This window comes from Mycobacterium sp. NGS56, from assembly GCF_059812425.1.
Genome location: NZ_JCALCQ010000003.1, coordinates 442807 through 461056 on the forward strand (window position 1 = coordinate 442807; position 18250 = coordinate 461056).

The 18250-nt window shown below is 66.7% G+C and carries 21 protein-coding genes, 1 tRNA gene and 1 pseudogene; 6 read left to right on the top strand and 17 right to left on the bottom strand.

Annotation, left to right across the window (positions count from 1 at the left end):
- Positions 1-95: 95 nt before the first annotated feature.
- Positions 96-1649, top strand: coding sequence for an aldehyde dehydrogenase family protein (locus tag AC5Y4F_RS12210; RefSeq protein ID WP_499996902.1), 1554 nt, complete (start codon positions 96-98; stop codon positions 1647-1649).
- Between the two features lie 13 nt (positions 1650-1662).
- On the opposite strand, the gene AC5Y4F_RS12215 is transcribed toward AC5Y4F_RS12210, so the two are convergent.
- The 5 genes from AC5Y4F_RS12215 to AC5Y4F_RS12235 form a co-directional block, all read right to left on the bottom strand.
- A complete protein-coding gene (locus AC5Y4F_RS12215) occupies positions 1663-2454 on the bottom strand; it encodes a 3'(2'),5'-bisphosphate nucleotidase CysQ (protein WP_067932083.1) in 792 nt (263 codons plus the stop codon).
- Positions 2455-2520: 66 nt separating this feature from the next.
- Positions 2521-3336 (bottom strand): SCO1664 family protein, encoded by an 816-nt coding sequence (locus AC5Y4F_RS12220; protein ID WP_067932081.1) that lies wholly within the window; start codon positions 3334-3336, stop codon positions 2521-2523.
- Positions 3320-3907, bottom strand: a complete 588-nt coding sequence (locus tag AC5Y4F_RS12225; RefSeq protein ID WP_067100900.1) for a DUF3090 domain-containing protein — start codon at positions 3905-3907, stop codon at positions 3320-3322. Before AC5Y4F_RS12225 ends, AC5Y4F_RS12220 begins: the two co-directional genes overlap by 17 nt.
- A gap of 62 nt (positions 3908-3969) precedes the next feature.
- Complete coding sequence (locus AC5Y4F_RS12230) at positions 3970-4719, bottom strand: histidine phosphatase family protein (protein ID WP_499996905.1); 750 nt, start codon at positions 4717-4719, stop codon at positions 3970-3972.
- Positions 4720-4759: 40 nt separating this feature from the next.
- Complete coding sequence (locus AC5Y4F_RS12235; protein ID WP_067932078.1) at positions 4760-5062, bottom strand: hypothetical protein; 303 nt, start codon at positions 5060-5062, stop codon at positions 4760-4762.
- A 136-nt stretch (positions 5063-5198) separates the two neighbouring features.
- Here AC5Y4F_RS12235 and AC5Y4F_RS12240 point away from each other — a divergent pair, with 136 nt between their 5' ends.
- The 3 genes from AC5Y4F_RS12240 to AC5Y4F_RS12250 are packed head-to-tail and all read left to right on the top strand — an operon-like array spanning position 5199 to position 7608.
- Positions 5199-6239, top strand: a complete 1041-nt coding sequence (locus AC5Y4F_RS12240; RefSeq protein WP_499996908.1) for a YncE family protein — start codon at positions 5199-5201, stop codon at positions 6237-6239.
- The gene (locus AC5Y4F_RS12245; protein ID WP_067932069.1) at positions 6236-6505 is read left to right on the top strand and encodes a DUF5703 family protein; all 270 of its coding nucleotides are present in this window, start codon (positions 6236-6238) and stop codon (positions 6503-6505) included. Before AC5Y4F_RS12240 ends, AC5Y4F_RS12245 begins: the two co-directional genes overlap by 4 nt.
- A gap of 32 nt (positions 6506-6537) precedes the next feature.
- Complete coding sequence (locus AC5Y4F_RS12250) at positions 6538-7608, top strand: quinone-dependent dihydroorotate dehydrogenase (protein WP_499997079.1); 1071 nt, start codon at positions 6538-6540, stop codon at positions 7606-7608.
- 1 nt (position 7609) lies between these two features.
- Here AC5Y4F_RS12250 and AC5Y4F_RS12255 read toward each other — a convergent pair whose 3' ends face one another.
- From AC5Y4F_RS12255 to AC5Y4F_RS12270, 4 genes are all read right to left on the bottom strand, one after another.
- Positions 7610-8971: an HNH endonuclease signature motif containing protein gene (locus AC5Y4F_RS12255; protein ID WP_499996909.1), complete on the bottom strand. Its 1362-nt coding sequence runs from the start codon at positions 8969-8971 to the stop codon at positions 7610-7612.
- Positions 8968-9177 carry a hypothetical protein gene (locus AC5Y4F_RS12260; protein ID WP_499996910.1) on the bottom strand — a complete coding sequence of 70 codons (210 nt, stop codon included), beginning with the start codon at positions 9175-9177 and terminating at the stop codon, positions 8968-8970. Before AC5Y4F_RS12260 ends, AC5Y4F_RS12255 begins: the two co-directional genes overlap by 4 nt.
- Before the next feature lie 170 nt (positions 9178-9347).
- The gene (locus tag AC5Y4F_RS12265) at positions 9348-9878 is read right to left on the bottom strand and encodes a YbhB/YbcL family Raf kinase inhibitor-like protein (protein ID WP_067932066.1); all 531 of its coding nucleotides are present in this window, start codon (positions 9876-9878) and stop codon (positions 9348-9350) included.
- Between the two features lie 66 nt (positions 9879-9944).
- The gene (locus tag AC5Y4F_RS12270) at positions 9945-11318 is read right to left on the bottom strand and encodes a M20/M25/M40 family metallo-hydrolase (RefSeq protein WP_369829680.1); all 1374 of its coding nucleotides are present in this window, start codon (positions 11316-11318) and stop codon (positions 9945-9947) included.
- A 112-nt stretch (positions 11319-11430) separates the two neighbouring features.
- Between AC5Y4F_RS12270 and AC5Y4F_RS12275 the strand changes: the two genes are divergently transcribed.
- Positions 11431-11516, top strand: a tRNA-Leu gene (locus AC5Y4F_RS12275).
- 90 nt (positions 11517-11606) lie between these two features.
- Here AC5Y4F_RS12275 and AC5Y4F_RS12280 read toward each other — a convergent pair.
- Positions 11607-11813, bottom strand: coding sequence for a hypothetical protein (locus tag AC5Y4F_RS12280; RefSeq protein WP_499996911.1), 207 nt, complete (start codon positions 11811-11813; stop codon positions 11607-11609).
- Between the two features lie 118 nt (positions 11814-11931).
- Here AC5Y4F_RS12280 and AC5Y4F_RS12285 point away from each other — a divergent pair.
- Positions 11932-12609 (top strand): annotated as a pseudogene (locus AC5Y4F_RS12285) (phosphoribosyltransferase); the annotation flags it as partial.
- A 41-nt stretch (positions 12610-12650) separates the two neighbouring features.
- On the opposite strand, the gene AC5Y4F_RS12290 reads toward AC5Y4F_RS12285, so the two are convergent.
- The 7 genes from AC5Y4F_RS12290 to ftsZ form a co-directional block, all read right to left on the bottom strand.
- The gene (locus tag AC5Y4F_RS12290) at positions 12651-13004 is read right to left on the bottom strand and encodes a hypothetical protein (protein ID WP_499996913.1); all 354 of its coding nucleotides are present in this window, start codon (positions 13002-13004) and stop codon (positions 12651-12653) included.
- A 92-nt stretch (positions 13005-13096) separates the two neighbouring features.
- The gene (gene wag31, locus AC5Y4F_RS12295) at positions 13097-13894 is read right to left on the bottom strand and encodes a DivIVA-like cell division protein Wag31 (protein ID WP_067932060.1); all 798 of its coding nucleotides are present in this window, start codon (positions 13892-13894) and stop codon (positions 13097-13099) included.
- 255 nt (positions 13895-14149) lie between these two features.
- The gene (locus AC5Y4F_RS12300) at positions 14150-14446 is read right to left on the bottom strand and encodes a YggT family protein (protein WP_067932055.1); all 297 of its coding nucleotides are present in this window, start codon (positions 14444-14446) and stop codon (positions 14150-14152) included.
- Positions 14447-14611: 165 nt separating this feature from the next.
- Positions 14612-15256 (bottom strand): cell division protein SepF, encoded by a 645-nt coding sequence (locus AC5Y4F_RS12305; protein ID WP_007770769.1) that lies wholly within the window; start codon positions 15254-15256, stop codon positions 14612-14614.
- A 66-nt stretch (positions 15257-15322) separates the two neighbouring features.
- On the bottom strand, positions 15323-16108 hold the full coding sequence (locus AC5Y4F_RS12310; protein ID WP_499996915.1) for a YggS family pyridoxal phosphate-dependent enzyme: 786 nt from the start codon (positions 16106-16108) through the stop codon (positions 15323-15325).
- 5 nt (positions 16109-16113) lie between these two features.
- Positions 16114-16821, bottom strand: coding sequence for a peptidoglycan editing factor PgeF (pgeF, locus tag AC5Y4F_RS12315; protein ID WP_499996916.1), 708 nt, complete (start codon positions 16819-16821; stop codon positions 16114-16116).
- A 91-nt stretch (positions 16822-16912) separates the two neighbouring features.
- A complete protein-coding gene (gene ftsZ, locus AC5Y4F_RS12320) occupies positions 16913-18070 on the bottom strand; it encodes a cell division protein FtsZ (RefSeq protein WP_067932104.1) in 1158 nt (385 codons plus the stop codon).
- Between the last annotated feature and the right edge of the window lie 180 nt (positions 18071-18250).

Genomic DNA, 18250 nt, shown 5'->3' on the forward strand with positions numbered 1-18250 from the left:
CATCCCCCGCGAATCGCATCGCCACCACGCTATTTGTGCTTTGCTGAATCCGGTATCGGGCAAATTCGTCCACCGTCGACGGCGAGGTGGTTGTGATGTCGACTCATACAACTGACCGACCAGACACCGCGGCAGCGGCCGCACCGCAAGAAGTCGTGGTCAGATGCCCGGCGACGGCACAGGTCATCGGCAGCGTCGCGGTGTCGACCGCCGCCGAAGTCCAGGCCGTCGCCACCCGGCTGCGCAAGGCTCAGCCGTTCTGGCAGCAAATGACAATCGACGGTCGCGCGCGCTGGCTGGGCAAGTGGCGCGACTGGATGCTGGACCACCGCGACGAGCTGCTGACGCCGCTGCAACTCGAAACGGGCAAGTCCTGGGGCGACACCGGCGTGGAGATCGCGGCGCTGCAGATCATCAACTATTGGATCGACAACGCCGCCGAATTCCTCGCCGACCAATCGGTGCGCCCCTACGGCGCCGCCAACGCCGGCAAGAAGCTGACCCTCGTCTACCAGCCGTATCCACTAGTCGGGGTCATCACCCCGTGGAACGGACCACTGTCGGTGCCGCTGCTCGACATTCCCGCTGCCTTGATGGCCGGCTGCGCCGTGCTGTCCAAGCCCTCGGAGTTCACCCCGCTGGCGTGGCGGGTGGCGGTCGAGGGGTGGAAGCAGATCGGTGCCCCGGATGTGCTGGACGTGGTGTTCGGTTACGGCGAAACCGGTGCGGCACTGGTCGATACGGTCGACTACGTGATGTTCACCGGCTCGGTCAACACCGGGCGACGCATCGCCGTGGCGGCGGCCGAGCGGCTGATCCCCTGCAGCCTGGAGCTGGGCGGCAAGGACGCGATGATCGTGTGCGCCGACGCCGACATCGACCGCGCCGTCGATGGCGCGGTATGGGGCGGGTTCGTGTACACCGGGCAGGTATGCATCTCGGTGGAGCGGGTCTATGTCGAGGAGCCCGTCTACGACGAGTTCGTAAACAAGTTGGTAGCCAAGACATCTGCGTTGCGCAACGGCATGGACTCCGCACACGACTATTCCTGCGAAGTAGGGTCGATGACCACCGCGCAACAACTCGCGATCGTGTCGCGCCATGTCGACGACGCCGTGACCAAGGGCGCCAAAGTGCTTGTCGGTGGGAAGGCGGGCGACGCCGACGGCGGCCTGTTCTACGAGCCGACGGTGCTGGTCGACGTGAACCACGACATGGATTGCATGCGCGAAGAGACGTTCGGCCCGACGCTGCCGGTCATGAAGGTGCGCGACGTCGGCGAGGCCGTCGAGCGGGCAAATGACTCCAACCTGGGGCTGTCGGGCAGCGTGTGGACGCGGGATAAGGACAAGGCGATGTCCGTTGCGCGGCAGATGAATACGGGCAGTGTCAACGTCAACAACGTCATCACCAGCCTGCTGCAGTTCGGGCTTCCGATGGTGGGCTGGAAGGAATCGGGAATCGGTTCCCGCTCCGGCGGCGCCGACGGCATTCGCAAATACTGCCGTCAGAAGGCCATCGTCGCCGATCGGGTCACGATGAAAAAGGAGTTGCTCTGGTATCCGTACAGCCGCAAGAAGGGCAGCCTCGTCGAAAACATGGTCCGGGTGCTTTCGGCGAAGGATTGGCGGCGTCGACTGGGCCGGTGACGGCCCATCGGCGTTACCGGCCGCGGATGGCGTCCAACAGGATCGGTGCCAGCTCGGCGCGACACATCACGAAGTCGGGCAGATACGGGTCGAGTTGGTTGTAGCGCATCGGCGATCCGTCGAGCCGCGATGCGTGCATGCCGGCGGCCATCACCACTCCGGCCGGGGCCGCCGAATCCCACTCCCACTGGCCGCCGGCGTGCACATAGGCGTCGACATCCCCGTCGATGATGGCCATCGCCTTCGCGCCGGCCGAGCCGATCGCGACGGGCTGGATGGGCAGCGCCTGCCGCATCCGGTGCAGCACCGCGGGGGGACGGGTGGCGCTGACGGCGATGCGGATGGTGTCGGAGACGCCGACGCGCGCGGCGTCGGCGGTCACGGTGTCGCTGCGGTAGACGATGTTGCCGCGGGCAGGCAACGACACCGCCGCGTCGGTGATTTCGCGCTCGCCGTTGCTGGGGCGTTGCCAGAGCGCGATGTGCACCGCCCAGTCGTCGCGGCCCGGTGTGGAGAACTCACGGGTGCCGTCCAGCGGGTCGATGATCCACACGCGGTCGTGCTTGAGTCGGGACAGGTCGTCGTACGCCTCCTCGCTGAGCACCGCGTCGCCGGGCCGTTCCTCGTGCAGGCGCCGCAGGATCAGCGCGTTGGCCAGGCTGTCGCCGGCATCGCCCAGTGCCCAGGGATACCCGAAGCCGACTTCATCGCGAACCTTCAGCAGCAACTCCCCCGCGTCCGCGGCTAGATCGGCGGCCAGGGCTGCATCGGACACCTCTGGCAGATCGTCCGCGCGGTTGCTCACCGCTTCAGTATCGCCGACGGCGAACCACCGCCTGCACCGATGGCGCCGCGGCGCTTGCGATCACCGCTAGAAAGCCGGCCATGGAATGGGGCGGTGCCGGTTGGGTCCGGGCATGACCGGATTGTCCAGCAGCGTGAGCGCGCGCAGGCGCAGCGCGGCGATCTCGGCCCTAGTGATCTGCTCGGCCAGTTCGTCGCCGAAGTGATCTTCGATCGCATCGACGAGGCCGGCGACGGCTTCCAGAGTGTGGTCGTCGATCGGCTTGCCGGCCCAACCCCACAACACCGTGCGCAGCTTGTCCTCGACGTGCAGACACACGCCATGGTCGACCCCGAAGATGTGGCCCTCGAGGTCGCGCAGCACATGGCCGCCCTTGCGGTCGGCGTTGTTGATCAGCACGTCGAACACCGCCATCCGCCACAGGCGAATGTCGTCGGCGTGCATCAGGACGACCTCGTCGCCGGCGTAGTCCAGGGCGCGCAACACCGGCAGGTAGCCCGGTTGCCTGGTGCCGGCGGGAAAGAGGTCGACCAGATCCGGCCCCGGCCGCGGCTCGGTGTCCACCGCATCGCCGGGTTGCTGGACCCACCGCTGCAACATGCCCGGACCCGCGGGCCCGTGCCGAATGATCGTGTAGGGCACGATGTTCCAGCCCAACTTCGCCGAGATCAGATACGCGGCCCGTTCGCGACCGGCCAACGTCCCATCTGGGAAATCCCACAGCGGCGCCTCGCCGGCGACAGGCTTGTAAACGCAGTGCACGCTGGCCTCGCCAAGCGTCGATTCGCACAAGAAGGTGCCGTTGCTGGCCGAGCGGATCCGTCCGATGACCGTCAGCTCGCCGTCGCGCAACACCTCACGGTCATCAGACCTCGGGGTCATCGTCAGGCCCGAGCAGCGCGCTGCGCCGATATCCGTTGGCGCGTGCGCAGATATGGCCCTCTGGATCCAACGGCTCGTCGCATAACGGACACGGCGGACGTCCCGCGGAGATGACGCGGTTGGACCGGGTGGCGAATTGACGCGCCGACTCCGGAGTCAAGAACACCCGCACCGCGTCGGGACCCTCTTCCGTGTCGTCGAGCACCACCGATGCGTCGAATTCGGCGTCGGTGACCGCCAGCAACTCGACCACCACCGTCTGGGCCTCCGAATCCCAGCCCAGGCCCATTGTTCCGACCCGAAATTCGGCGTCGACGGGGGTGACCAATGGATTGAGGTCTTCGATCTCGGCGGGCTCGGGCGGAACGGGCGTGCCGAACCTGCGGTTCACCTCGAGCAGCAGCGCACCGATGCGTTCGGCCAGCACCGCGACCTGCTGCTTCTCCAATATCACCGACACCACTCGGGCGTCGTGCACAGCCTGGATGTAGAACGTGCGGTTTCCGGGCTGGCCGACGGTCCCGGCCACGAAGCGGTCGGGTGTGCGGAAGACATGAATTGCGCGGGCCATGGCACTTCCCAAAATACCGGCTGTTGCCACCGTCGTGCGATCCGATGGATGCAGCCGCTGAATTAATCCGGGGAACCGCCGACCACCGCGTCGCTGGACGGTACCGCGGGCGCCGATTCCTGCGGCTCTCCGTTTGAGCTGGGGCCGGTATCGGACTTTGCCTCGTCCTTCGCGGGAGGGCCGGCCCGCAGGGCGGCGGACAGCCGCGCACCGGTGTGGTTGACGTGCAACACAAACGGGCGCAGCTCGGTGTAACGGATCACACTCACCGACGCCGGGTCGGCGGTGACGCGCTGGAAGCCGTCCAAGTGGATGCCGTAAGCGTCGGCGATGATTGCCTTGATCACGTCACCGTGAGTGCAAGCGACCCACAACACGTCGCCGCCGTGCTCGGCGGCCAGCCGGCGATCGTGTTCGCGCACCGCTGACACCGCGCGCCCCTGCACCTGAGCCAGACCCTCGCCGCCGGGAAACACCGCCGCGCTGGGATGGGCCTGAACGACCTTCCACAACGGCTCGCTGACCAAGTCGCCGAGTTTGCGGCCGGTCCAATCGCCGTAGTCCACCTCTGCGAGCCGATCGTCGCTGAGCGGCGCCAGGCACAGCGCGTCGGCCAACGGCTCCAGGGTGCGGCGGCAGCGCAGCAGCGGCGAGCTGACCAGCTCCCGGATCGGCAGATCACCGATCCGATCGATCAGGCCGTCGGCTTGTTCACGGCCCTTGTCATCGAGGTCGACGCCCTCGGAGCGACCGGCGAGGACGCCCGCTGTATTCGAACTCGAGCGCGCGTGCCGTAACAGGATGACGGTCATATCGACCACGACGGTACCCGCTGCACGGGTCCGTGAATGACTAGCGCAAAACCGGCACCGCGTGCGTCACCGAATCGCGCACCGCAGCACTCAGGCTGCGCTCGTCGGTGAGGTCGATGTCGACCAGGCTGCGGACCGCCCTGGCGACCACCTCGTCGGCCTGCGGAACGGGTCCGGCCAGGCGCGCGCGGTAAACCTCCACGACAAGGGATCGGTTCTCGATGTGGAACGAAAAACTGCGTCCATCACCGACTTGTCCGTATCCGCTAGCGGCAATGCCTGTCGACATGTCCTCGACAGCAAACTCTTTCAGCGCCAGATGACGGTCAGCGGTGACGGCCATGGGCTGACGATACCTCGCCGGTAGGGTCGGATGAAGGTGGCATGGCCCGATTGGAGGCGAAAGCGTTCCTTAGAATTTGTGTGCCACCGCCAAGCCGTAAGGAAAAGAATTGCCGTCACGACAACCACGTCACAAGATGGCAGCTCAAGGCGGTGGCTTGGTCCTGGCGGCTTTGCTGCCGGCGATCGTCGGATGCTCGTCGAATTCACTCGATACCGCGCCGCGCACCATCGAACCGGCGCATGCGGCGGTGTCGCCGCCGGCGGCGCGGCAGCCGGCCGGGGCGGTGCGGCCGCTGGCCGGTCACGCCGCGGCGGCGGCCTTCGACGGTGGCACTCATCAGCTGGCCGTCCTGACGCCGGGCAACGACCCGGCCGCGCCCGCCAGCGTCACCGTATTCGGCAACCCGCAGGTCAGGCCACGCGTCATCGAGCTCCCGGGACCGGCGACCGCGTTGACCGATGACGGCCGCGGGACCGCCTACCTGGCCGCCCGCGGCGGCTACTTCGCGGTCGACCTGTCCACCGGGCGCACCACGCCGGTGGCCGTGGCCGGCGCTACCCAGACCGAATTCACCGCGGTGGCCCAGCGCGCCGACGGCAGGCTGGTGCTGGGCAGCGCCGACGGCGCCGTCTACACCCTTGCGCCCCAGACGCCCGGCACCGTGACCGACGCGGCCGTAACCAAGGAAAACCGAATCTTCGCGCGCGTTGATTCTCTTGCTACACAAGGGAATACGACGGTCGTACTGGACCGTGGGCAGACCTCGGTGACGACGATCGACGCGTACGGCCATGCCCAGCAGGCGCTGCGGGCGGGCCGGGGTGCCACCACCATGGCCGCCGACCCGGCGGGCCGGGTGCTGGTCGCCGATACCCGCGGCGGCCAACTGCTGGTGTACGGCGTCAATCCGCTGATCCTGCGTCAGGCCTACCCGGTTCCGCAGGCGCCGTACGGCCTTGCCGGCTCCCGCGCGTTAGCCTGGGTTTCGCAGACCGTTTCCAATATCGTCATTGGTTACGATCTATCCACCGGAATTCCCGTCGAAAAGGTGCGTTACCCGACCGTGCAGCAACCGAACTCGCTGGCCTTCGACGAGGCGACTGACACCCTGTACGTGGTGTCGGGTTCCGGTGCGGGAGTTCAGGTCATCGAGCACGCGGCGGGAACGCGTTGACCGCGGCGCGGCGCAGCCGCTTGCCCGCGGAATGGGACACCGATATGTCCGATGAATACGAATGGGCGCCGCTGCGCCTGCCGCCGGAGGTGACCCGGGTCAGCGCGTCCACCCGACTGTCCATCGAGGCCGAATACCGCGGCTGGGAATTGACCAGGGTACGGCTTTACACCGACGGCAGCAGGCGGGTGCTGTTGCGCCGCAAGAAGTCCCGTCTGGACGGCGTCGGTTCCGAGGAGCGACGACCCGACCAGCCGGAACTGTGACGGCGGCCCAGCCACGCGAGGGCGGACACCGGCTGTACGGGCTGCTGCGACGGCTGTTTTTCCTGATCCCGCCCGAGCGCATCCACACGTTGGTGTTCGCCGTACTGCGTGGTGCCACCGCGCTCGGCTGGACGCGGCGGGTACTGCATCGGCTACTGGCCCCGACGGATCCCGCGCTGGCCAGCACCGTGTTCGGGGTGCGCTTTCCCGGGCCGCTGGGACTGGCTGCCGGTTTCGACAAGGACGGTCTGGGGCTGCTCACCTGGGGTGCGCTGGGTTTCGGGCATGCCGAGGTCGGAACGGTCACCGCGAACCCGCAGCCCGGTAATCCCGCCCCGCGCATGTTCCGGCTGCCGGCCGATCGGGCGCTGTTGAACCGGATGGGCTTCAACAATCTCGGTGCGGGCGCGCTGGCGATGCGGCTTTCGCGACAGCGGCCCGAGGTGCCGATCGGGGTCAACATCGGCAAGACGAAGGTGACGCCGGCCGAGGAGGCCGTCGACGATTACCGGGCGAGCGCGCGGCTGGTCGGCCCGCTGGCCTCCTACCTGGTGGTCAATGTCAGTTCGCCGAACACGCCCGGGCTACGCGACCTGCAGGCGGTCGAGTCGCTGCGACCTATCCTGTCGGCCGTGCTCGCCGAGACCGCCACACCGGTGCTGGTGAAGATCGCGCCGGATCTCTCCGATTCCGACGTCGACGACATCGCCGACCTGGCGGTCGAACTGGGCCTGGCCGGCATCGTCGCCACCAACACCACGGTGTCGCGGCAGGGGTTGAACACACCGGGGGTCGACGAGCTGGGCCCGGGTGGCATCTCCGGGCCGCCGGTGGCACGCCGCGCCGTCGAGGTGCTGCGCCGGCTCTACAACCGGGTCGGCGATCGCCTGGTGCTGATCAGCGTCGGAGGCATCGAGACCGCGGACGATGCCTGGGAGCGGATCACCGCGGGCGCGTCGCTGCTGCAGGCTTATACGGGCTTCATCTACGGAGGAGGCCTGTGGCCCAAGCAGATTCATGAGGGCATCGCGCTGCGGCTGCACGACGGCGGCTTCGCCTCGCTCGCCGATGCGATCGGCTCGGCGGCGCACACGCCGGATTGAGTCAAGCCGCGCCGTCTTCATCCCCGCACAGCAGATCCTCGGGGTGGTGAAACGCATTGGTTCGCGGTTGCCCGCGGTCCAGGTGCGGCGGAGGTATCCATTCGGTATCGCCGTTGGCGCGTTTTCGGGTCGTCCAGCCCTTCTCGAGAAGCCGGTGGTGTGGACCACAGGCCAGGGTGAGTTGGTCGATGTCGGTGCGGAAAGACTTGGCCCAATCTTCGACGTGATGAACCTCGCAGTAATAGCCGGACACATCGCACCCGGGATGCGAACACCCGCGGTCCTTGGCATACAACACGATTCGCTGACCGGGCGACGCCAAGCGCTTCGTGTGATACAGCGCCAGCGCCTTGCCGTTGTCGAAGATCGCCAGGTAATGGTGGGCGTGGCGGGCCAGGCGGATTACGTCCGACATCGGCAGCATGGTGCCACCGCCCGTCAAACCCCTTCCGGCGGCGGCTTCGAGTTCGCCGAGCGTGGTGGTCACGATGATGCTGGCAGGTAATCCGTTGTGCTGACCCAGCTTTCGGGTGGTCAACATCGCTCGCAGCGCCGCGTTGAGTCCGTCGTGGTTGCGCTGACCGGGGGTGCGGGTGTCGTGCTGCACCGCATCTTCTGACGGGGCACCGTCCACTGTCGGCGTGTCATCCTCGGGGTTGCACATGCCGGGCGCGGCCAGCTTGGCCAGCACCGCCTCCCAGCTGGCACGGGCCTCCGGCGTCAACCAACCACTCAGGCGCGACATGCCGTCGGCCTGCTGATTTCCCAGCACCAACCCGCGCATCCGGGTCCGGTCCTCGTCGGTGTACCTGCCGTCTGGGTTAAGGCAGTCCATCAAGCGGCGGGCGAGCTTGGCGAGCTGATCGGGGCGGAATTCGGTCGCCTTGACCGCGAGCTGTTTCTCGGCGTGCGAGCGGGTGTCGACGTCGACGGACTCGGGCAATTGTTGGAAAAGCCGCCGGATCACCGCCACATGGCCGGCACCGATCGCCCCGTCGCGCTGGGCCGCCGCCGTCGCGGGCAGCACCGGCTCCAGCGGCGCACCGGAAAGCGCTCGGCGCGGGCCCAGGTCGGCGGCCTCGGCGATCCGGTGGCCGGCCTCGGCCCGGGTGATGTGCAGCCGGTCTGCCAATACCCAGGACAGCTTGCCGCCGAGCTCCGTTGAATCCCCTTGCTCCCCAAGCTGATTGATCAGCTGATGGCTAGGCGCCTGAAGCCTGCGAGTTACACATTCGAATTTCTCCAAGAGCCCTAGGCGTTCCGGGTTGGTCAGCGCCTCGTAGGAGTGCTCCTGGAAACGAGAAGCCAGAGCGCACAACGCGTCAACGTCCTGCTGAATCTGCTCACGGTCCATCAAGGTCATGTCCACCGCCCACGCGGCCGCGCGAACGGGCTGCGGAGCTCATACATGAGGGCATCCAGCTGGCCGACTAAAAACGCTCCCTCTTCCAGCACGTCGACCAACTCCGAAGGCGTCAAGGCCTGATAAAAATGCCTCTCATAGCTGGATACAGCAGCGGTCAACACATCAATGTCGGCCTGAATCTGTTGCCGAGTACTCGAACGCATGTTCGAATGCTACTTCCGGCCACCGACAAAAATCTCCGCGATGAAGCACCGAGACTAAAGTGGCGCAAGTGATTCGGGCGGACACCCCTCACGCGAATGCCCCCTAGCCCGGACCCCTGGGGCGGGACATCCCCTCGCGCGGGCGCCCCGTCGAGGCCGAGCCGTCTGCCCTACTTCTGCTCGTAGGTGCCGTGGATGACGGCCCGCGCGATGGCGTGCTGGAACAGGTTGAAGCCGAGGAAGGCCGGGCTGGCGTCCTCCGGCAGGTCCAGCTTTTCGGTGTCCACGGCGTGCACGGCGATGTAGTACCGGTGCGGGCCGTGGCCAGGCGGCGGCGCGGCCCCGATGTAGCGGCGCTGCCCGGCGTCGTTCACCAGTGTCAGCGCATCCCCGGGCAGATTGCTGCCGTCGCCGGCTCCCGCGGGTAGCTCGGTCACGTCGGCCGGCAGGTTGGCCACGGCCCAGTGCCAGAACCCGGAGGCCGTCGGGGCGTCGGGGTCATAGACGGTGACCGCGAAGCTGCGGGTCTCGTCCGGGAATCCAGACCAGCTCAGCTGGGGGCTGACGTCTTCACCGCCCGCGCCCATGATTCCGCTGACCTGCGGATTGGCCAGCGGCTGACCGTCGGTAACCGATTCCGAGGTCAGTGTGAAGGTCGGCAGCTTCGGCAACGATGCGTACGGGTCAGGAGCAGTGCTCATGGCGGTCCTCTCGTGTGATCGGCGTGCGTTTGGGATCTAGCAGTGGGTGATCTAGCAGTGGGTGATCTAGCAGTGGGTCAGGAAGTGGGCCAGCACGTCGGTGCCGAACCGCAGCGCATCGATGGGTACCCGCTCATCGACGCCGTGGAACAGGGCGGTGAAATCGAGATCCGGCGGCAACCGCAGCGGGCTGAACCCGAAACAGCGAATACCCAAGCGCGCGAACGATTTCGCGTCGGTACCACCGGAAAGCATATACGGCACGGTACGTGCGTCGGGGTCGTGAGCCAGCACGGCCTCGTTCATCGCATCGACCAGGTCGCCGTCGAAGCTGGTCTCATACGACGAGAAATCCTTGATCCACTCGCGCGTCACGTCCGGCCCGAGCAGCTCGTCGATCTCGGCCTCGAACGCCGCCTTGCGCCCCGGAAGGATGCGGCAGTCAACCACCGCCTCGGCGATGGCCGGTACGACGTTGGCCTTGTATCCGGCCTTGAGCATGGTGGGGTTCGCGGTGTCGTGCAGCACCGCCTTGAGCATGCGGGCCATCGGGCCCAGCTTTTCGATCACGCCGCGCAGGTCGCCCGACTCGGTGTCGAAGGTCAGCCCGGTCTCCTCGCTGACGGCGGCGAGAAATTGTGCGACCGTGTCGGTGACCACGAGCGGAAACTGGTGGCGGCCCAGCCGGACGACGGCCTCGGCGACGGCGGTGACGGCGTTCTGGTCGTGCACCATCGAGCCGTGTCCGGCCGGACCCCGGGCGGTGAGCTTCATCCACGACAGCCCCTTTTCGGCCGTCTCGATGAGGTAAAGCCGGCGTTCTCCCCCGTCGCGGCGGGGCACCGTCAGTGAGAAGCCACCCACCTCGCCGATCGCCTCGGTGACGCCGGTGAAGAGCTCCGGTCGGTTGTCCACCAGCCATTGGGCTCCGTAGGTCCCGCCGTGTTCCTCGTCGGCGATGAACGCGAAGACCAGGTCGCGCGGCGGCACGATGCCCGAGCGCTTCAACTGGCGGGCCACCACGATCATCATGCCCACCATGTCCTTCATGTCGATCGCGCCGCGCCCCCAGACGAAGCCGTCTTTTATCGCACCGGAGAACGGATGAACGCTCCATTCGGTCGGCTCGGCCGGGACCACGTCGAGATGCCCGTGGATCAGCAATGCGCCGCGCGATCGGTCGGCACCCGGCAGGCGGACGAACACGTTGCCTCGTCCCGGCGCGCCGGATTCGGCATACTGCGGCGCGTAACCGACCTCGGCGAGCTGCTCGGCGATCCACTGCGCGCAGTCGGCTTCGCCTTTGGTCGTCTCCGGTTCGCCGGTGTTCGTAGTGTCGAACCGGATCAGCTTGCTGACCACCTCGACCACGTCGTCGCTCGGGTTGGTTGGCACCTCGGTCGCCCCGCTCTGAATGGTCACAACCACCTTTCCTACCATCGCCGCGGCTGGACGGCTCGATCCCGATCATCGAGACGTCTCGAGGAGCTGGATTGGGTTCGCGGCGCGCGATCCGATAGCCTTAGCTGCCAGCCCATGCTGGTTTGGCCTTGTCCGAGTGGCGGAATGGCAGACGCGCTAGCTTGAGGTGCTAGTGCCCTACAAATGGGCGTGGGGGTTCAAGTCCCCCCTCGGACACACGACTGAGGTGAGCGAAATGGACGCTTGCGTTCATTTCCGAGCCGATGGAGTGTGTTGAGCGGCGAAGCCGCGATCACACCCTGTACTTCATTGCCGGATATGCCGCTTCGGCGGCGGGTAGACGCCCCTCGCGATCGTCGCCGACAGCCACCCGATCGCCCACCCGCCACACACCAGCAAAAACGTATGCCGGCTGGCAGCATCGGCCGTCGTCGAAACCACCACCAAGATGACCGCCCAGACGAGCGCGCAACCGATGCTGTACGCCGTATAGGTGCCGTAATGCCGTCTCATCTCGCGGATCCCCTCGGTCGTGCCTAGATCCTGCAGCCAACCAACCCGAACTCTGCCACCGCGGCCGCGGTGACGCACGTAGCCTGGACTGAGGCCCAGTAGCCGGGAGCGTGAACGAATGAACCGATCGAGTGGCTTTGTCCGGCGGACATCACCGAAAACGTTCGTCGACCGACGCGAGGCTGGACGCGCGCTGGCCCGGGGGCTGGCCGCGTATCGCGGCCGCGGCGACGTGCTGGTATTCGGGCTGGCCCGCGGCGGGGTACCGGTTGCCTGGGAGGTGGCAGCGGCTCTCGGGGCGCCGCTCGACGTTTTCCTGGTCCGCAAGCTCGGGGTGCCGCAGTGGTCGGAATTGGCGATGGGCGCTTTGGCCAGCGGTGGTGGCGTGGTGATGAATGCGGACGTGTTGGCCAGCCTGCACGTCACCGACGAGCAGGTGCGTGAAGTGATCGACAGCGAGACAGCCGAGCTGGTCCGGCGCGAACACGCCTACCGGGGCGGTCGCCCGACCGCCGACCTGCGCGACCGGATCGTCATCCTGGTCGACGACGGAATCGCAACGGGCGCAAGCATGCTCGCCGCAGTGCGCGCCGTCCGAGCCGCCGGCCCGAAATCAATCGTGGTCGCCGTTCCGGTGGGACCGGAGTCGACTTGCCGCGAGCTCGCGCAGGAGGCCGACGACGTGGTGTGCACGATCACCCCGCCCGGATTCGAAGCGGTGGGGCAGGTCTACGACGACTTCCATCAAATCAGTGACGGCGAGGTCCGCGAACTGCTGGCCACGCCGACTTGCTGACCGGCTGAGCGCCGCGCCGCCCCGGCGGGCGGTCACAAGAACTACTTGGCGGGCTCGTCGCCGCCACCCTCGGCCGCGACCTTGGACTCCTCGGTCTGCGCGGTCTCCCCGGTCGTCGCCGGTTCGCCTTCTGCCGGGACTTCTTCGGGGTAGTCGACGTAGTCGTCCTCGTCGGCCTGGGCCTCGTCGCCGGCCGTTGCCTCGTCGGCAGCCTGGGCTTCATCGCCCCCCGCGTCACGCCGCTGGCGCTCGCGCAGGGCGTCGAGGATCAGCAGCACCACGCCCAACACGCTCGCGGCGATGCAGACCCAGGCCACCAGCTCGTTGCTCGTGACGACCGCGAAGACCAACGCGACGAGCCCGATAAGCGCCAATACCAGCGCGATGATGAGCATCAGTCACCCTCCAAGCAACGATTGGGACCGCGGTTTCATGACCTAGTGTGCCAACCCGAAGCTCGGCAAGTGACCGGCACGTCCGAAAAGGGTTAGTTGCTGCCCCGGTTGAACTGGTCGAAGCTGCCCGCGTCCGCGCTGGAGTCCACGGGTGCCGCGGATCCACGCTGCCCGAGCTCTTCGAGCTGAGACTCCAGGTATGTCTTGAGCCGGGTGCGGTATTCGCGCTCGAACGTCCGGAGCTGCTCGAGGCGGCCCTCCAGAACGGTGCGCTGCTGGTTGATGGTGCCCATGATTTCGGAGTGCTTGCGCTCGGCGTCGGCCTGCAGGGCGTCGGCCTTCTCCTGGGCCTGACGCAGCTGGGCCTCGGAGCGGGTCTGCGCATCCGCGAGCATGGCGTCGGCGCGCTGGCGGGCCTCGGTCACCGTCGCCTCGGCGGTGCTGCGGGCCTCGCTGAGAATCTGATCGGCATTGGCGCGGGCGTCGGCCAGCATCTTTTCCGACTCGGTCCTGGCCGTGTTGGTCAGGCGGTCGGCGGTGTCCTGTGCCAGCGTCAGCACCCGAGCGGCCTTCATGGCCTGTTCCTCGTTGTTGGCCGCGGCGGCCGGGGCGGCGGCCGGCGTCGGCTTGACCGGTTCCGGTTCGGGGACGGGAATCGCCTGGGTGGGTGCGGCGGCGGCGGTCGTAGTAGCCGAGCCACCCCCGGAGGCCAGCTCGTTGTCCAGCTCTTCGATCCGCTGGCGCAGATCGCTGTTCTCCTCTATGAGCCGCGTCAGCTCGGCTTCCACCAGATCGAGGAAGGCATCCACCTCGTCTTCGTTGTAGCCCCGCTTGCCGATCGGTGGCTTACTGAACGCCACATTGTGGACGTCGGCTGGTGTAAGCGGCATTGTTTCGTCCCCTCAAGTTCCTGTCAAACGTTCTGGAAAGTGTAGAACGCAGTGGTAGCCGTAGTGCAACTGCCGTCCATCCTGTCACAGCAGACGCGACCGTTGCTGATTAGCCCAATAAATAAGGGCCAATTTCAAACTTTGAGGCCAATAAAATCCGAAACCTTAGAAATTTTAAATCGCGGGTACCAAACCGACGTCAAAACGTGGCCGAATCGTCGCCGCGGGCGATGGGCTCATGCCGCGGGCCGGAAATCAGCTCGGCGAAGCGGCGCTGAACGCGAGCTGCATGCCGATGAACGCCACGAGCAACAGCACCATGATCGACAGGTCGAAGCGGACCGCACCGATGGTGAGCTGGGGAATCAGCCTGCGGAGCAGTTTCACCGGCGGATCCGTGATCGACAGGATGATCTCTAGCACCACGACGGTGATCCCCGTCGGATGCCAGTCCCGGCTGAACGAGCGGATGAACTCAACGACGACCCGAGCGATGAGCAGCAGCCAGAAGATGAATAGCGCAAACCCAAGGATCTGAAAGAACAACACCAACTGAAGTGCCCCGACCTTACCTGTGAGATGCCCAGCACTGCCAAGCGCCGCGGACCAGCGCGGCGCCTGCCAGCGTACCGACTCCGGGTAAGAGGCCTTATCTCACGTGGCTCTTCGAGCTGGCCGACCAACCCGCGAGCGCTGTGAAGGGGGCGACGAAAGTGGCTATTGGTAAGCGTAGAAGCCGGTTTCAGCGATCCGGCGGCGCTCCTCCGGGGACACGTCCACGTCCGCGGGCGACAACAGGAACACCTTGGTCGCGACCTTGTCGAAGGAACCGCGCAGCGCGAAGGCCAGTCCGGCAGCGAAGTCCACGAGTCGCTTGGCATCGGCGTTGTCCATCGACACCAGGTCCATGATGACCGGGGTGCCGTCGCGGAAACGCTCACCGATGGTGCGGGCCTCGCTGTAGTCCTTGGGCCGCAGGGTGGTGATCTTCGACAGCGGGTGGCCCTCTTCGAACATCATCGCCATCCGGCGCGGGTCCATCGCCAGCGCGCCGCGGGTGGAATTGCGCAACCAAGACCCGAAGCGCGGGCCGCCCCGCTCGCCCCGGTCGAACTCGCGGGGATGGACGGCGCCATAACGAGGTTCGTCCCCGTAGCCGCCGCGGTAACCGGCGGGCGGCGGATAGTCGGCGGGCTCACGGCGCGGATCGTCGTAGTCGTCTTGCTCGTAGCGACCGTATCCGTCGTCAAATCGGGGGCGCGGGAAACCGCGGGACGGGGCGTGGTCGTCGTAATACTCGTCCTCGTAGTCGTCCATCGGGGCCATACCGAAATAGGCCTTGACTTTGTGCAGTGTGCTCATTGCGTTGACCCTTCTAACCCCTGGGAGTACTGGTGTCAGTGATAAAGCTGTTACTACAGTGACTACTTACGGTGACGGTAACCGCCGCGGGCCCAATAGCGCGGTACCGACACGCACACATGTCGAACCGTGTTTTACGGCAATTTCGAAGTCATTCGACATGCCCGCGGACAACCCGACCGCGTCGCGATGCGACTCGAGGACCCGGTGATGCTCGGATTGGAGCCGCTCAAATGCCTCGGCGGGATCCGAGTCCAGCGGCGGAATCCCCATCAACCCGACGAGGTCGAGGTTCTTTGAGTCCGCGACCTGGTCGCACACCCGGTCGACGGCGTCCGGTCGCGATATGTCGACGCCGCCGCGAGACTCGTCGCCGTCGAGGCTGACCTGAACGTAGATCCGCATCGGGGCGGTGCGGCTGCCCTCCGACAGTGCGGCCGCGACACCGTTGTCGAGCGCACTCACCAGTTGCACGCTGTCGACCGAGTGAGCGGTGTGCGCCCAGCGCGCCACAGATTTGGCCTTATTCCGCTGGATATGACCCACCATGTGCCAGCGTAGATTTCCCGCACACCCGTGTGGCGACGCAGCCAACAATCGGGTGACTTCGGCCACTTTTGCCCTCGCTTCCTGGTCCCGCGATTCGCCGACGGCACGGCAACCCAAACGGGACAAAGTCACAACATCGGTTGCTGGAAAGTATTTGGCAATCGGTAAAACTTCGATTTCACCGACATTGCGGCCCGCCGCCTCCGCTGCCGCCGCAAGGCGCGAGCGCACCGATGCCAATGCGCGGGTCAATTCCGAGTCGCGGTCGCTTCGACTCGCAGGGGCCGGTGTGCCTACCGCCATTGCGGTCACTCCATCCAGACCAGTGAGGCCAGTCGGCCGGTCGGCGCATCCCGCCTATGACTGAACAACGCCGGGTCCTCCACCGTGCACCGTGGATCGATGTCGATTGCCGTGACACCCAGATCTCTTAGCTGGCAAGCGATTCCGGACCGCAGGTCGAGTCCGGGAGTTCCCGCGGCGGTGGTGGTACGGCTGCCCGGCAATGCCTCCTCGACCTCGTCGGCCATTGCCGCGGGCACTTCGTAATTGCGGCCGCTGACCGCCGGGCCCAGCAGCACCGAGATGTCTCGAGGCTGCGCGCCGAGCTCCTGCATCGCCTCCACCGTCCGGACCACCACCCCGAGCTGCGCACCGACCCGGCCAGCGTGCACGGCCGCGGCCACGCCGGCACGCGCATCGGCCATCAACAGCGGAACGCAGTCAGCGGTGACCACCGCCAGCGCTAGCCGCGCCGTGCGGGTCACCAGCGCGTCGGTGTCCTCGACCGCAGTGTCGCGCGCGCCGTCGACCACCGCTACCCGATCGCCGTGGACCTGGTTCATCCACACCATTCGGCCGGGGCGCAGGCCGACGGTGGCGGCCAGCCGGGCCCGGTTCTCGGCCACCGCCGCCGGGTCGTCCCCGACGTGGTCGCCAAGGTTGAAGGTGTCGAAGGGTGGCTTCGAGACACCACCGGCGCGGGTCGTCGTGACCAGCCTGATGCGAACGCTCACGTGACCAGTATCCGGAGCGGTGTGCCTGCCAGGGGGCAGCGCCATCCGGCCGCGGCCGGTTCGTCGCGCGCTGGCAAGCAAATTGAGACCCTCAGCGGCGCATGAACGGCGGCACGTCGACGTCATCGTCATCGCCGCCAATATTCAACGTCGATCCGTTGGTGTGGACCGGCACGCTTACCGCGTCGACCGGTTCGAACAGGGTCGAGGTGAGCTTGCCCGCCCTCGCCGACTCGATCCGGTGGGCACCGCCGGTCTTTTCCTCCTTATCGCTGCCGCCGATCACGGGCTTACGCCCGGCGCCGGTGGCATCGAAGCCCGCGGCGATGACCGTGACGCGCACCTCATCGCCCAGCGAATCGTCGATCACGGTGCCGAAGATGATGTTGGCGTCCTGATGGGCGGCGTCCTGCACCAGCGAGGCCGCCTCGTTGATCTCGAACAAGCCCAGGTCGCTGCCGCCGGCGATCGACATCAGCACGCCATGGGCGCCTTCCATCGAGGCTTCCAGCAGTGGCGAATTGATGGCGATCTCGGCGGCCTTGAGCGAACGGCCCTCGCCGCGGGCGGAACCAATACCCATCAGGGCCGTACCCGCGCCCGACATGATGCCCTTGACGTCGGCGAAGTCCACGTTGATCAGGCCCGGAGTGGTGATCAAGTCGGTGATGCCCTGAACGCCGTTGAGCAGCACCTCGTCGGCGCTGCGGAAGGCGTCCATCAGCGACACCGCGGCGTCGCCCATCTGCAGCAGCCGGTCGTTGGGAATCACGATCAGGGTGTCGCAACTCTCGCGCAGCGCCGCTATGCCGCTCTCGGCCTGGTTTCCGCGCCGCTTGCCTTCGAAGGAGAACGGCCGGGTGACCACACCCACCGTCAACGCGCCCAGCTTGCGCGCGATGCTGGCGACGACGGGCGCCCCGCCGGTCCCGGTCCCACCGCCCTCACCGGCGGTGACGAAGACCATGTCAGCGCCCCGGAGCAGCTCTTCGATCTCATCCTTGGCGTCCTCGGCGGCCTTGCGGCCGACTTCCGGGTCCGCCCCGGCCCCCAGGCCACGCGTGGATTCGCGCCCGACGTCGAGTTTGACGTCGGCATCGCTCATCAACAGCGCCTGCGCGTCGGTGTTGATCGCGATGAACTCCACGCCTTTGAGGCCTTGTTCGATCATCCGGTTGACGGCGTTGACGCCGCCGCCACCGATACCCACGACCTTGATGACGGCCAGGTAGTTATGCGGGGGGGTCATCATTCGTCTTCCTCCCTGATGGGCTTGGCTCAGCTCTCCCGGCGGTGGGCTCCTCCGGACGTTCGCGGTCCTCCCTGGCAAACCCTCAACCTCAACCATAGAGTTAGAGTTATGTCAAGTAGTTCCGCGCAACCAGAACGGTATGGGCACGGCGCGCCCTAACCCCGCAGGCGCGCCGAC